The organism is Bradyrhizobium hereditatis (genome assembly GCF_020329435.1).
Taxonomy (GTDB): Bacteria; Pseudomonadota; Alphaproteobacteria; order Rhizobiales; family Xanthobacteraceae; genus Bradyrhizobium; species Bradyrhizobium hereditatis.
In genome coordinates, this window is record NZ_JAGKJK010000008.1 from 333,885 (window position 1) to 348,954 (window position 15,070).

The following is a 15,070-nucleotide window of genomic DNA, read 5'->3' on the forward strand; positions in this document are numbered from 1 at the left end:
GAACTGAACTCCGTTGCGGCTGGATCAGACAGCGACAGGCTCCTGCTTCTCGGTAGAGATCCTCCCCTAGCCGTAGGCGACCGCGAGCATCCCTTGCGGCGAAATCCCTGTGCAGCTCATCTATGTGTTCTATTCCATTGAAAGTGGGGTGGCCAGCATGCTTGGCACGTTTCGGTTCTTTTGCTGACCAAAGCAACAGCAGTTTAGTCGCGCCGATCACGTCCAGACCTGAAGCCGACTGGTGAAACTCTGCAGCGTGAACACTCCTTGCGCGGCAGCCAGGGCGGTCGGTGAGATATCGCTTTCGCTGCTTTCGATGGTCCGCAAAAGCAGCTGGGCCAGCGGGGGCAGCGACGCGAGCTGATAGGTCTTTGCCAGCGGAGCCAGTAGCCTTTCGCGCGCGGAGCCGTGAAGACCTGCTTCCGCGAAACTGATCAAGGCATCGATGCCGGCTTGAAGCAATTGCGTCGTCTGGCGCATGGTGACATCAGCCGGCGGCGGCGGGGCGAACTGGGCTACTCGCCGGCGCAGCCCTGCCATGATCCGTGAGACAACGTCGGTGCTTTGCCGAAGGATGCGATCGGGGAAATCCAGCGACATCTGGGTCTCTCCCCATAGCGCGATCGGCTCCAAAATGATCTTTCCACCCTCGGGCCGGGCGATCGCGACAATGGCGAACGGCCGCTTGTTGTCGCCATCGCCGATCGCGGCCTCAAGCGCCGCGATACGGCTGGCGCCAAGTCCACGGCCTTCATCATCATGGTCGAGCGTGAGCGAAATCCAGGCGCCACTTACATCCATCAGCGGCCAACGCAGACGCTGAGTCAGATCGTCAAACGTCACCGGCGCGATTCGGCTCGGAACAAGGATCACCGGCTGCGCCGAAAGCAGCGGCCTATCGAGTGAAGGCGCGAAGCATCTGCCAAGATAGTCGGCAAGGATCGGCCAGGACATATAGGTCAGGTCGGCCAGCTGGCCATTGCGATCCTGAGCCCAGGCGGTGACTAGCTCCCGGTTCGGCCGGAACGGTTGGATCGCATCAGCGCGGCTCGCCTGCGACAGCGAGAGCCGACCGGTGGAGGAAGCGTGCGCGCCGGACAGGCGGTATGCGGCCGACGAAAGCTCGGCCAGCGTCTTGCCCCAGACCGCCTGGGTCCGATAGGCGGCACGCGGATCGAAGCGCGTATCGTGCGTGGTCCCTCTGGCAAGCGACGCAGTGAAGCGGCGCCCCGTCGTCGGTTCGATGAAATGGGCGGTGACGCCAGCCGCGCCAGTCATTGTCTCGAACAGGGTCGCACCAAGACCGATCAGATCGACATCGCCGACCGGCTCATATTCAGCACGCACTGTACCCGCTAGCCTGCGCAGACGTCCGTCATCTCTGGTCTGCGACATCGCATGGAGCAGGGCGTGAGCGAACGCGATTTCACGCAGTAGTTCCACCGCGTCATGGTTGACGTTGCGCGATCTCCGCTGCTCTAGTCCTTCCGCGATGCGCCGCAGGCTGGCGGAAAGGCGCGGCATCGCCTCGGCGCGGCTGGAAACCGCCAGCAACATCAGCCGCTCTTCGAGTGCGCGAGAGGGGAAAGCGAACCCCTGGGCATAGGCGCGGCGGACCGCGTCCTGCATGGCTGTGAGTAGCAGTGCGTCGGGAACGAACTCCTTCTGATCGGCAACAGCTTCCGCCTCGTCGAACGTGATGGCCTCGAGGCCGAAATGGCCGCGGGCTGCGAGAATGGCGGCGGCATGGCTTGCTAGTCGGCGGCGCTCGGGGAGGCCAGAGACGACGGAGGTGAAATCGCCCTGCGCGGGGATCGCGACCTCGATATCTTCCGAGTTGAGCCGCAGCATCACCTTGAGCGTCAGTTTGCCGGCTTCGACCGTCGTCGCTTCGGCGAGGGCCAATAGCCGCATTGCCTCGCGCAAACCAGTCTTGCCGACGGCGCTCTGCAATGTCTTGCGGTCGAACGTCGAGAGGCGGGCCAGCCAATCGATCTCCACCGCCGACGCGGCTTGTTGCTCGCCAGCCAGGGTGCGTAGCGCGAGGACAACGGCGATCTTGTGCCGGCAGGTTGTCGCCGCTGGGCAGCTGCATCGCGCCTTGGCGAGGCCCTTGTCGTCGAGCCGCACTGTGGCACCCTCGATCTTACAGACTATTTCTTCGGCGCCCATTGATTCAAAGCGCACATTGGCCGCATCGGTTCGCGCGCGGCGAACAATGCCCCTGGAAGCCATTGCCTCTAGGGCTGACTCGTCGATCTGCGCATAGAGCGGGATGAGCGGGGACATGATCGCGGCAGGCCTAGTCCATGATGCCCACCAGCCATTCGGCGAAGCGATCAGGCGTCATCGCCGCGATATGCATGCCGAGGCCTGCCAGCTTCCCGGCAACGGAGCGGTCGAACATCGCCTGACCATCGCTATCGAGCGCGGCCAGACCGATCAGCCTGGTGCGCGCTTCCGCGAGACGCCGGACACAGCGCAGGAGCTCGGAGAGCGAGCCGCCTTCCTCAAAATCGCTGATCAAGGCAATGACGGTGCGGCTCGGGTTGACGACGAGTTTCTCGCAATAGGCCATCGCGTGCGCGATATCGGTGCCCCCGCCAAGCTGCACGGAGAGCAACAGGTCGACCGGGTCGGCGAGCTTGTCGGACATGTCGACAATCGAGGTGTCGAAGGCGACGAAACGTACCTCGACCGCCGGCAATCCCGCGAGGATCGAGGCCATAACCGTGGCGTGGATCAGCGAGTTCAGCATCGAGCCGCTCTGGTCGACGCACAGGATGATCGTCCACGGCATGCGTCGCTTCTTCCGGGAAACAAAATGCAGCCGCTCCGCGATGACGGCGTTGCGCTCCGGATTGTAGTGCCGCAGATTGTCGCGGATCGTGCGGCGGAGATCGAGATTGGCCGCAGATCGGAGTTTTCCGCGGTTGAAGCGATCGCGCCGGCCCGACAACGCGCGATCCATCTCGGCCTTCAATTTCCGCCGGAGCTCTTCCACCACGACGTCAACAACCCGGCGGATCGCCTCGACCAGGTTCCTGTCCGCCTTGCCCTTGAACGCGAGCAGCACCTTCATCAGATCGAGATTTGGTTGCAATTTCTGCAGCGATGCTGGATCGGCGAACAGGCCTGCAAGGCCGAGATCATTGAGTGCATGGCCCTGAATCGTTTCGAAGACCGAGGCCGGAAACAGCCGGCGGCTATCGTTGAGCCAGTCGGGGATGGTGATCTGGCTCGGATCGAGCGAACCCTTGCGGTTCGCACCCAGACGCAGCCCGCGTTGGCGCGCGCGCTCTGCATAGATGCGTTCGAGCAATTGATCGCGGCGCAGATCTTCTGCCGAGAGGCCCGAGCTGCCGATCTGCCTATCGGCATAGCGTCCGAGTGCCATGCGCCAGCGCAGGAGGCGGCGGGTTTGCTCCGCTGACAACGGTTGGCCGGACTTGTCGCTGCGCCCGCCGGTCATGGCTGTGGCTCCAGCCAGGCTGACAAGCCGTCCTCGAGCCATTGGCTCCGCAGTCTTCCACTGAGGGCCAAGTGGTCCGACAGAACGCGCGCATCCGGAACGTCTCGCAGAATAGCGATATCGTCCTCACCGACACCATGGGCTGCCGCGACGACAGCGGCAATCCGATCGGTTTCGTTCGGGCTCAGTTCTGCGAATGCCATACGCAGTTGCGGTAGCAGGTCCAGGAAGCCCTGGTCATCAACTGCACCGAACAGATGATCGATGGCTGCGATGACGCTGCTGTCGTTGATGAAAAGCTGTGGCGCCAGCGCCATCACACCCGAGACCGTGCGAACGGCTTCGCCGGGGCGCTCGAACGCACCGGCCAGGGCAGCCGACAGACGCCTTCCTGCTTCGGCGTCATCGATCAGGCCTATCAAGGCAGCCAGCGCGATGACGGCTCCGGTCAGCTCGGGATCGAGTTGTTCGGTCATGAGATCCTGCAGGGCGTCGCGGAGCGGCTCTGTCGGGAATGGCGGATCGGGATCGGCCATCGCTTCCGCCAGCGCCGCCAAGCTGCCGATCGCTTCGCCGACATTGTCGGGGCCGACGGCGGCAAGGTCGCGCAGAAGCTCCGCGATGCGTCGCGCCAGCTGATCAAGCAGAGGAGGGAGCAGAGAAGCGAAAGCCTGGACGGTGTCTTCAGACTGCATTCCCTTGGCTCTAGCCTTGAGGGCTTGGCCGACAACCAAGGCTCTGGTCAAACGCAGCAGGTTGCTGTCTGCGCGGGCCGCGTTGCCGACTGCGGCGGCCAACGTGTCGGCGGCGCTGCCAATTCCGGCATCGAAGGCGACGCTCAGGAGGTTAAAGGCCGCCTCGGCGTTGTTGCGTTGGCCTTCTTTCTCAAGGTCTTCGAGGCGCCGGATCAGGACCGTGGCCGCAGCATCCCTGACTGTCTCGCCATCAGCCGCCCGCTCGATCAGGGATGCCTCGACGGCCGGGGACCAGGCATAGGTCCAGGTCTCCATAAGGACATCGGCGCGAAAGCCATGCACCCTGTCTGGGCCTTTGACGCGTTCAGCGAACGCAGGCGCGACCAGCCGCATCGCGTGCAGAAACTGGCTGCACTGACGATGGCGCACCTTGCGGTAGATATCGAACTCGCGGGTTTTTGGCACGGCGTCTTCGAGAGACAGGCCGTGGGATCTGGCTTCGCGCCGGGCCCGCTCGATCAGGGGCGGCAGCCGGCTGCCGGGCGGCAGGTCGCCCAGCCGGTCCCCCTGCAGGAAAGAGGTGAAGGCGGCGAGCAGCGGATGGCTGCCGAGCTCGATCTCCTCCTTGATGGCCGAAGATCGCAGCGCATCGAATAGCTCCGTTCGTCCAGGTTCGGAAAGCCCGCGCAGGTCGGCAAGCCGTGTTGCCGCCTCGACCATCGATCGAAGGGTCGGGAACGAGAAGGTGAGGGCCGGCTCGTTTGCGATCAGATGCGCGCGAAAGCCGACCAGGATCTCCTCCGTCAGCGAGTTCTTGCTATCGCCCTTCGCGCCGGTCAGGCGCTCCCACACACGCTCGTAGAAGCCCGGCAGCGGCAGGCCGGCGCCGTAGCCGTTCAGGCGATCGAGTGCACGGTAGTCGTAGCGAATGAGCCAGGCATTCGAGCGAGCCGGAGCGCCGATGGCGGCGTGTTGCGCTTCTGGTTGCTCGTCGATCAGCGCCGGCGTGTGAAAGCCGCCAGTGATGATTGCGATCGGTCCCGACACGGTTGCGATCGTATCGCGGAGGCAAGCGCGCATCATGGCTTCGCGAGCCAGCGTCCCGTCAGCCTGCAACTCATCCATATCAGATGCGGCTCGCAAGGCTGAGCAATAGGCGCCGACGCTGGCAAAGAAGCCGCGCCAGTCGGCGCTGCGGGCGCGCGCCTCGAACAACCCGTCCCACAATGCCAAGCCGTCGCGAAAACCGGTTCGCTCACACATTGCTTCTACATAGGCGCCACGGTCGAACATGGTCTCCCGCATCGGTAGCAGCGGCTGGTCCTGCCTGTCGCGGCCGCCTGAAAGCATCGCGGGGTGACGCGATGGCAGGTCGATGAAGCGGATGGTGGCGCCGAGCGCCTTGGCATCCTGGATCGCGATATATTCGGGCGAGTGGTGGCAAATCGGATAATAGGTGGTGCCGGCACGGCCCTTCTCGGCGCGCGCTTCGCTGTCGGGCAGCGCCACCATCGCCACCGGCGGCACGACGCCTGGCGCGAGCAGCTCGCCGATCAGCGGCTCGAAATCGACGGGCCCCTCGATCAGGACGGCAGCGGGACGGATGGCGCGCAGCGCTTCGCGCAAATGCAATGCGCAAGCCGGCGAGTGGTGGCGGACAGGGAAGAAGTGAAGATTGCGTTTGGTGTCAAACAGGCGGGCGGCGGTTGCGGCCGGATCGAGTGCGCTCATGTCATGAGCCTCAGCACTCGTCCTTCATCGCCTTCACTGCGCCGAGAAAGTCCGACCATACTTTGCTGCGGCGGGCCCGCTCCTTGACGATGTGATCGACATAAGCGCGAACCTTCTTCACGTCCTCCGCATTGTCCTTGACGATGACTCCCTGCAACTGTCGCCCGATATGGCCGCCGCCGACATCGCCATTGCCGAGGAACGCCGCTTCCAGCGCTGCCGCATGGGCGATATTGACGGCCTCCGCTGTCGACATCACCGCCGACGGTTTTGACAGCGGCACCTGGTCCTTGGTCTGGCCGCGGCGCAGATCCTGGAAAGTTGTGACGAGAAGGTCCGTGACCTCATCGGGGAAGTTCACGGAGATGTCCGCCTGACCGAGGCGCTTATCGACTTCCTGACGGATCAACTCCATTTCCATGGTAGGATCAGTCAGCGGAAGCACGGTCTCGAAGTTGAAGCGGCGCTTGAGCGCGCTCGACATTTCATGCACGCCGCGGTCACGGAGGTTGGCGGTGCCGATCACCGAGAAGCCCGGCGCGGCGTAAATGCTGGCGCTCTCGCCGAGCTCGGGTATCGCCATCACCTTTTCCGACAGCACAGAGATCAGGACGTCCTGAATCTCGGGCGGGCAGCGTGTCAGCTCCTCGACGCGCACGATGCGGCCCAGTCGCATCGCTTCCATCACCGGGGAGGGGACGAGCGCGCGCGGGGTTGGTCCCTCGGCGATCAGCAGCGCATAGTTCCAGCCGTAGCGGACATGGTCTTCGGTGACGCCGGTCGACCCCTGCACCACCAGCATCGAGGAGCCGCTGATCGCGGCCGCCAGCAGCTCTGACAACATCGACTTGGCGGTGCCCGGCTCGCCGACCAGCATCAGGCCTTGCTCGCTCATCAGGGCGACCAGGGCCCGTTCGACCAGCGCATCGTCGCCATAGAATTTGCGGCGGATGGAAAGTTTACTGTCGCCAAGAATGAAGGTGCGTACCGCGCGCGCAGAGAGCGCCCAGCCTGGCGGCCGCCGCCCCTGATCGGCGGCCTTCAGTGCCGCGAGTTCGTCCGCAAAGCGAGCTTCGGCGCTGGGGCGCAGTTGCAAGGCATTCCGTTGTTCCATTACCAGCCCACCCTGTTGCGCCAGTCGGCGGCAAATCCGGGTCCGGCCGCCGCGATCTGATGAAGGTCATTCCAGACTTCGCTCAGGAGCACCGGCGGCACGTCATTGAGCGCAAGCTGCAGGCCGTAGCTCGACCGCTGACCTTTGCGTGCGCGCACGAACTTGGCCGCGACCAGTGCCACGTTGCGATTTTCTTCGGGCAGCGGCGACCCCGTGAACTCGATCACGGCGTTGATCGCAACGCCAGCGAAGGGTTTGATGTATTGCGTGAACCAGCCGCCATCCTCGGCCTGCGCGCGGTCATAGCCCAGCTTTTGCGCCGTGCTGCGCAGCTTGAATGCCTCGATAAGGTGGCCGGCCCGGTCGTCGATGGAAGTTCCGGCGCTGCTCGTCAGCACTGGACGGTCCAACTGATTAAACAGCGGCTCGATCTTGTAGTCGGCGAGATGTTGTTTCCAGGCTTCGCTTTGTTCTGATGTGAACAGCGAACGGTGTGCCAACTGGACGGCGGCGAAAGAATCAAGATCGACGGCGCCATCGCTGCTGTCGGTCAGTGAGAGATCCTCAAGCGGCCGGAACGACCCGATGATTTCGCCCTGCGCATCGAGGCCGAGCCAGACCAGGCGCTGCACCAGCCGTCCAACGATCGGGTGCTCGAGCATGAAGCGCCGCCAGTCGGCAGCCTGCCAGCGCCGGCCGACACACAGCGCTTCGTAGAGCCGCTTGGCCTGAAACTCGTGAACCTGTTTCAATTCCTTCTTGGCGTTAGAGAGTGCCTTCTTGGCTTCCGCGGCGCTTTCCTTGTCAGGTCCTTCGCTGACCTGAGGCAGGCTCTTCACCACCTTGCCATCGGGATTGTAAAGCGTGAGCACGTCTTCGGCATCGAGCCTCGCCTGATAGACGCGGCTACCGATCTCAAGGTCGAGAATGCCGCGCTCATCGAGACCTGCCGTCGGGATCGTGCGGTCGGCGAGCTCGTCGGTGGTCCAGTCCCGTTCGTCGGCGAGGCGTTCGACCAGCGCTTGCGCCAGCACCTGGACTGCATTGGTGCGATGGCGGCGCGCGATCGACAGCAGCATCTGCAGCGCGGCCGTCGACGGGTTGCCACTCAGATATTCCGTAAGCGCCTTGACCTGCGACGTCCTCCTATAGTGATCGCGCATATAGGCGCGAACCATCTGGACCGCGAAGGTGCCCTCCGCACGTGTCGCAAGGCCAAGGATGCCGCGATCGGCCTGGGCGTTGTTGAGATAAATGGCAAGTCGCTCGGCGCGGAGATCGGCAAACGCCTTCTCATACGTATAGGACCGATAAAACTCGTTATTCCAGCGCTTGGCATAGTCCTGATACTGCTCGTAGCGCTGCTGTGCATGGGCCTTGGCGTGTGCATTGGCTTCATCTTCGGAGCAGTGCGTTGCATCGTAACGCAGAAAGCTACCAAGGATGTGACGACCAAGCGCCTCGGCGCTTTCAGGCGTGAGCTGATCGAGCCAGAGCGAGAACAGGGTGTTGCCGCCCGGCTGCGCGAGCTTTCCCGCGAGCGCGATCCACCAGCGTGGAACGTCTGACGGTACAGCCGCGCCGCTTGCCCAGGTGAGAGCAGGGAGGCTATCGAGCGGAAACCAGCCGATATCCTTGGCCTTCTTGCCTTTGAGGGCGGTGGCGGCTTCCTTGATAAGGATTTCCGGCGAGACGTAGCTGGCGATATCGACATTGAGCCGACGCAGCGCGCCCAGCAAAGCTGCTCGCACCAGTTCGGATTTTTCCTTGCCGAGCGCCTTCTTGAGCGGCTCGATGGCGCTCTCGGCCCCGATGACGCCGAGCATCTGGGCGACGCCAGAGCGGACATCCTGCTTGCTGTCCGAAAGGAACGGTAGCAAACGTTGCTCAATTCCCTCGATCCCGAGCAGTAACGCGCGGGCCGGCTTGTTGACGGATTTCTTGGAGGACAGCGCGTGGGTCAGGACCGTGTTGAAATAGCGCGCCGGCAATTTCGGAAACAGGCGAAGCAGGTTCAACGCGTTCAGGATCGGCGGGTCGCGAAAGGCCGTTGAAGCGATTTGCCCGAGCGCCTGGTCAAGTATGTCGAAATGAGCCGCGAGATAGGGCCAGATCGCCTCTGCAGACAGGTCTTCGGAGATGCCGCTGTTTAGCGCCTGCATCGCCAGTTCCTTGGGCTCCAGGTTCTGCTGCATCAATGCCGTCACGGTGCGCAGATCGATGCCATTGGTCAGTCGCGCATGAATGGCGGCGGGAATGGCCCCGCGACCATTCAACAGATTCCCCGTGAGCCAATAGGAGTTCTTTGTCCCGCGAGCCTCGATCGAACGCGCACGGCAGAGATGCCACAGCGTCAGATCCGGATTGTTGAACGGCGCATCAGCCGCGGCCTCGCTGTTGTAAGGAGCGAACGGAGCGACGTTGCCGATCTTGGCGATCGCGGCCTCGTCGATCGGACTGTCGGAGGCCAAAAACGCGCAGTATCTGTCGGCAACGGCGTGATCGATCGGTTTGGGCGGTACTGGTGCGCCCGATTTCCAGCCTTTGCGTTGCTCGGCCGTGGCCTGCTCATAATATGCTTTTTGGGTTTCGTAGGTCTTCATCCACTGGGCGTGGGCTTTGTCGAGCACATTGCAATACCCGGCCTTGACGCTGTCGGGCAGCGGCGTCGGTCCCGGCAACGTCACTGGCGGCGAAAGCACTTCAGTGCCATCTGCGGCCAGGTAGCCTTCGGCGCCATCGCCCTTCAATGTGCGCACGGTCTGGGCTTTATCATCGCTGACAACCGCCGATCCCAGCCCGAGCTCGATGACCTTGCGGACGGTCTTCGACCTTTCTTTCGCGAGATGGTTTTCGAGCAGCGGCCGGGCTCGTTCGCCCATCACAAGCGGCAGGATCTGCGCGGCTTGCGCACGTGCCGTCGGGTTACCTTCGGCAAGGGTCTGCGTGGCGCTTGCGGCCAACGTTTCTGGCGGGGAGGCGAGCAACGCATTCTGCGCCGCCTCGCGAACCGCCTTGCTGGTTGACAGGAGATACTGCTGGTAGATGAAGTGAAAATACTCGTCCTTGACCAGGTCGAATTGCTTCAGGATGTGGATGACAATGGCTTGGCACACGCGGTCATATTTCGCAAAGGCCTCTATCACCGCCTGCTTCTCCGCGAGCAGGCCGCTCTTGAAATCAAACCTCGATTCGACGTTGCGGTCGCGAAAGTAGTATTGGTTGACCTTCTCCAGAACGAGAAGGTCTAACGCGAAAACCGTCGCGCTATCTTCAGCATCGCGCCAGCTCAGGACCGTATTGAAATCGGTTGCCAGCTTCGTTTGCAGGCCGAGCTCCGATTGGGCAAAAAGGCCCCGAAGCCACGATGGACTCGGTCCCTGGTGGGCGAACATACCCCAGCGCGCACCCTTGTGAGGCAGCGTGAGCACCTCGAAATAGCGGCGTATCCACGTCGCCTCGGGTCCATGTTGACGCCCAACAACATTGTTCCGCGCCGTGGCCGCCGCCTGCCCTGCTTTTTGAGCCGCATTCGCCGGGGTCAGATACAGGTGATAGTGGCCGAGGGCATCTTGAACGGCGCTTGCCTGTTGCTCGACCTGAAGCAGCACGGAACTGCCTTCGCCCGTCAGAACATAGGCGATGGCGCGCTGTGCGAGATCCGGGCTGACCGTCTCCAGCCGCTTGAGGTCGGTCACGATGTCCCTGACGGTGGTGTTGTCGGCCTCTGTGGCAATTCCCGCCGGCTTGCCTATACCGATGAACGATTTGAGGAAATCAAACATGCACGCATTCTGGATTGGAGAGCGATCCTGCGATCGGCGACATCAGGGATTTGATGAAGGGATTTCGTGAAATTCGGAAGGCTTGATCGGCTCCTTGTAGCGCCCGCAGATCATGGCTGTACGAACAATCGCTCAATTTCGACCTGAACTGACGTCGGTTGCGTTCAAGGAAGACAATGAGCGCCGCACTCCGCAGTATCGCTTGATTCTGCAATATCATTTAAGAAACATGGCTCAATTCTGGTGCGAAGCTTTGGAAGTTCGCAAGAATGGCCGCAGAGTTTGCGCGATCCGGCGTGCGCCATCCGATCCCGGTTCTGCGCCGTGGGTGCTGGCAGGCGCATGGCCTTGAGGTGACAGTGAGCAGCATCATTGCGGAGTGAATCCCTCCGAGCCGGCCACTTCAGAATATCAGCTTTGTTTTTGTTGGGTTTTTGGCTTTGCGCTTTTTTGATCGGGAACGAATTGTCCCTTGATAATGCCCGCGCGACTTCAGCACCGCCTACGGTTGCTTGTTCGCGGATCGCGATGAGAGCGGGACTCGAAAGGTCCGCAGGCGCGCGAGCTCAGGAAAGCTTTCCGCGGCGCTGGCCGAGACCAGCCCGACGACCGCGGCCGGAACTTCCTTAGCGACCAGCCGGCTGATCGCGCTGGCTTGGCTCTTGCTCAGTTGGACTTCGTTCGCGCCCGCCGCCGCCATCGCGGTTCTGACCCTGCTGATCGACGACTCCGAATATCTATCGTCGATCGCAATTGTCTTGCCGGCCAGATCCGGGACGGACTTGACGTCGGGGCCGGCGACCAGGATGGCCACGAGAGCGTCCAGCGACGCATCCAGCGTCGGGACCGACATCCGTTCGGCGACCGCGGAGGCGGCCGCCACCTGGTGCTCTGTCGTGCGGGCCTGTGGAACGTCAGTCGTCGAATGCGGTTCAGGGGCGCTTGCATGAGCAGCGTTGGAGGCAACCGCATTGCCTGTTGTCTGCTGGTTAGTTTGCGGAGAAGGACGCGGCAGGGGAACGGCCGGCGTGGCCTTCGCCACCTTGATTGGATTGGGCGCTCGACGGACGGCGTGCTCCGCATGAGATCGGGGAGGTCTGTCATCGCGCAAGGCAACGGTGGATACTGGCTTCACTGTGGCAGCATCGCTGTCGTACGAGGCAGGTTCAATCGGCACATCAACCGCGGTGAGGCAAGCTAACGGGTTCAGGCCAACGCATGATGGCTGTGTTGGTTGGCTGCTGCAGCCGACGAGGGCCGTAGCCAGCGCGCAAATGACAAGCGTCCTCAATCGATCCTCCTGAAGAGGTTGAGTTCGGCCCGCAATTCTTGCGGCTTTCAAAGACGTTGCGCTGGAACCTCAATCATTGATGCAAACCGTTAAGCGCGCATTAAGCCTGGGCCACGCGCGGCCGGATGCGCCGGCATGGTTAATGCGCGGGCCGGCGTCGCCTGTATTCACACGTTCGCCTTTTAGTTGCTTTCTTCAGCGCAGGATTTCGCCACGAATCGGTCGCCATGCTCACGCGGCTTGGGGGTTGTTCATTGAGTCATGGAGATCGCCTATGGCGAGCATCGAACGACTTCACAGAAACGCGCCGCTGGACTTAGCCAAGCTTGAAGAAGTTGTCGTAGGGAGCCTTCCCCCGCCGATCAGGGCGGCTCCATCGGGATCAATGCCTGATTACGTCGAGCATGAAGAGGGCGTGACGCGCGTCGGCGCGCTTACCGCCGAGGCTGTGGTGCGCGACTATGAAGCCGCGGCCAAGGAAATCGAAGCGATGGGAGCGGAGCTGATCAACGCAGCGAAGAAATGTGAGGCGATGACCGCCGAAGTGCATAATGCCATTGCCTTCGTGCGCGATACCGCAACCTCCTATCGTGAGGAAGCCAAGAAGATCTTCAAGCGCATTGAAGAATGCGCCATCATGACCGAGCAGGTGCGGAAGACCTGCGAGAGCGTCAAACTCAAGGTGAGCGAAGGCAAAGTATAGTCGCCGTGGGATCCGAAACATCGGGTTTGCCGTCCCGGCGGGAGGCCATGTTTTTCAAATAGCGTGTGTCAATTGCGGTACATGTTGATGCCGCGAATCAGCTTAGTTTGTAGTTCCTCCCTAGACTCGCACCCGCCGCAAATGGCGGGTCCTCTTTGCAGTAACCGACAGTCAGACTAGCTTCACGGCGATGCGCGGTGGCGGGTCCGCATCCGCTTGTAGACGGCTTAGCACGCTTGGGTAATGCGATATCCTCCGAGCGCAACCGCAACTTGGCTTTTGGGCCTGTTACAATCGGTTCTGCGAGCATTTGCGTGTCCGCGATGACACGACGCCGCGAATCCTTGCTGCATGCTGCGCGTTGATACCCCTACCTTCGCACCATTGGCGTAAAGTGAAAAAGCCGGCCGGCTGCTGATTGCTGCCGTCGGCGCTTCCAAGACCACCCGGAGCCCCTTCATGCTGTTTCTGAGCTACGCCTATCGATTCCTCTCCAACTTCGTGTTCCTGGCGCTGGTCTATTTCGCTCTGAACTTCCTCGAAAAGTACCAGCACCGCGTGGTGGTCGCGGTCCTCGTGCTGGTCTATGCCGGCATGCATGCGGCGTCCGCGCTGCGGTCGTTTCACTTCTTCCAGCGCATCGAACGGCTGGAATTGGAGGCGCGCCGTCTGGTGGCGGCGCTGGGCGAGGGGCCGAATTCGACCTCGATACGCAAGCAGGTGATCAGCGAGGTCAGCACGCTTCGCCAGGCCGGCGAGATCAAGGCCTATATTGACCTCTTATTTCTCGCCATCGTCATCCTGCTCTGTCTCGCCAAGATCGTGGCCAGTTGAGCCGGTGGCGCGAGGGTGGCCGTCGGGAAACCCAATCAAGACAAATGATCAGAACGCGGTCCCGATCCGACCAAACAGGACCGCATTGGTCAGCGCTTCTTCAGGCCGGCAACCCGTTTGCCTGGAGCAGCAGGCTTGGGCGCGGTCCCGCCTGTGGCGCCTTGCGCCGCGGGAGCGGCTTGTCCGGTGGCCGGCGGCTCGGCTGCGGCCGCGCGGTCCCGGCGGCGAGATTTGCCGTCGAGCTTCGCGGAGACCTCCGTTGATCGCGCCTGCGCAACGGGTGCCGTCCGGCGTGCGGACGAAGCCAAAAGGGTCAGGCGTGCCGATTCCGGGATTTTGAAAATGCTCGCCGCCGGGACCGGCAGTGCTGCCAGCGTAGTGGCCGCCGGCAATGCCGCCTGTCGCGGCCATGGTGCAACCGGCGGCAGCCCGACGCCGCGCCCGCGGCGTGGTGCGCCGAGATTGGTCGTGTGCCAATCGAGATCGGACAAGGCCGGGGCCGGGAGCGCCGGACCGCCGGCAAACGCAAACCTCGGAACCTTCGGCCAGCGCGAGGTTGCCACCACCTCTGGCGCCGGGCGCACCTGCCATTGCTGCGGCTCGGTCGGCGTCGCCGGCCGCTCCGGTGTCGCCGGCACCACATGGACGATGCGATACCCGCGTGCCTTCATTTCACGCAGGATCCTCGGCAACGCTGCGACCGTGCGCGGCTGAATGTCATGCAGCAACAGGATGCCTTTGCCCTTTCGCTCCAGCCGCTGCATCGCCAGCTCATAGACGCGATTGGCGGAGACGTCCCGCCAGTCATCGGCAGGGAAATCGGCGCTCCAGAGCTGAAGCCCCTTGGATGCGGCAAATTCCTCGATTTCGTCGGTGCGGCGCAGCCCAGGAATGCGCAGAAACGGGGCCAGCCCAGTTCCGTCGCCAAGCGCCGCGGTAACCGAGGCGATACCTTGCTCGATCTCCTGTTTGGAGCGTTCGAACGGCAGGCGATCCATGCCGACGGGATGGTTCTGGGTGTGGGTGCCCACCGTATGGCCAGCGTCGCGCACCTTGCGCACGCCTTCGGGATTGGCGTTGGCCTGACTGCCGACCAGGAAGAAGGTCGCCTTGGCGCAATGGGCGGCGAGAATCTCGAGGATCTGGTCGCTGTATTTCGGCAGCGGACCGTCGTCGAAGGTCAGCACCACCTCATGGTCTTGCAGCGGCAGCGTCTTGCCGTATTGCATGGTGCCGATGATCGGATAGGCGAGCGGATCGACCACGATGGTGCGCGACGTGCCGATGGCGTCAGGATGACCCGGGCAATCGGCGGCCGATGCTGTCTGCGCGGCAATGGAGGTCAGTAGTCCGACGTACAGCGCGGTCCAAGGATGCCGCCGAAGCTCCCCAAATACGCTAGTGATCATTGAACCCCGGCTTCATTCCAAGAGCACGCAACTACG

9 protein-coding genes are annotated in these 15,070 nt (G+C 62.6%); 2 read left to right on the plus strand and 7 right to left on the minus strand.

Translation table 11 applies throughout. The features are described 5' to 3' along the window. Positions 1 to 216 precede the first annotated feature (216 nt). From J6524_RS20920 to J6524_RS20945, 6 genes are all read right to left on the minus strand, one after another. Complete coding sequence (locus J6524_RS20920) at positions 217 to 2,289, minus strand: SWIM zinc finger family protein (protein ID WP_225673914.1); 2,073 nt, start codon at positions 2,287 to 2,289, stop codon at positions 217 to 219. A 13-nt stretch (positions 2,290 to 2,302) separates the two neighbouring features. Next, entirely contained in the window at positions 2,303 to 3,472 is a 1,170-nt protein-coding gene (locus J6524_RS20925) for a VWA domain-containing protein (protein WP_225673916.1), read from the minus strand. Next, positions 3,469 to 5,898 carry a DUF5682 family protein gene (locus J6524_RS20930; protein ID WP_225673918.1) on the minus strand — a complete coding sequence of 810 codons (2,430 nt, stop codon included), beginning with the start codon at positions 5,896 to 5,898 and terminating at the stop codon, positions 3,469 to 3,471. Before J6524_RS20930 ends, J6524_RS20925 begins: the two co-directional genes overlap by 4 nt. 10 nt (positions 5,899 to 5,908) lie before the next feature. After that, on the minus strand, positions 5,909 to 7,012 hold the full coding sequence (locus J6524_RS20935; RefSeq protein ID WP_225673920.1) for an ATP-binding protein: 1,104 nt from the start codon (positions 7,010 to 7,012) through the stop codon (positions 5,909 to 5,911). After that, on the minus strand, positions 7,012 to 10,797 hold the full coding sequence (locus J6524_RS20940) for a DUF4132 domain-containing protein (protein WP_225673923.1): 3,786 nt from the start codon (positions 10,795 to 10,797) through the stop codon (positions 7,012 to 7,014). The genes J6524_RS20935 and J6524_RS20940 overlap by 1 nt, the downstream gene beginning before the upstream one ends. Positions 10,798 to 11,299: 502 nt before the next feature. Next, a complete protein-coding gene (locus J6524_RS20945) occupies positions 11,300 to 12,088 on the minus strand; it encodes a type 2 periplasmic-binding domain-containing protein (protein WP_225673925.1) in 789 nt (262 codons plus the stop codon). A 274-nt stretch (positions 12,089 to 12,362) separates the two neighbouring features. Here J6524_RS20945 and J6524_RS20950 point away from each other — a divergent pair, with 274 nt between their 5' ends. Both J6524_RS20950 and J6524_RS20955 read left to right on the plus strand, forming a co-directional pair. After that, positions 12,363 to 12,791: a hypothetical protein gene (locus J6524_RS20950; protein ID WP_225673926.1), complete on the plus strand. Its 429-nt coding sequence runs from the start codon at positions 12,363 to 12,365 to the stop codon at positions 12,789 to 12,791. A gap of 459 nt (positions 12,792 to 13,250) precedes the next feature. Then, positions 13,251 to 13,625: a hypothetical protein gene (locus tag J6524_RS20955; protein WP_225673928.1), complete on the plus strand. Its 375-nt coding sequence runs from the start codon at positions 13,251 to 13,253 to the stop codon at positions 13,623 to 13,625. Positions 13,626 to 13,714: 89 nt separating this feature from the next. Here J6524_RS20955 and J6524_RS20960 read toward each other — a convergent pair whose 3' ends face one another. Continuing rightward, positions 13,715 to 15,034, minus strand: coding sequence for a polysaccharide deacetylase family protein (locus J6524_RS20960; protein ID WP_225673930.1), 1,320 nt, complete (start codon positions 15,032 to 15,034; stop codon positions 13,715 to 13,717). Between the last annotated feature and the right edge of the window lie 36 nt (positions 15,035 to 15,070).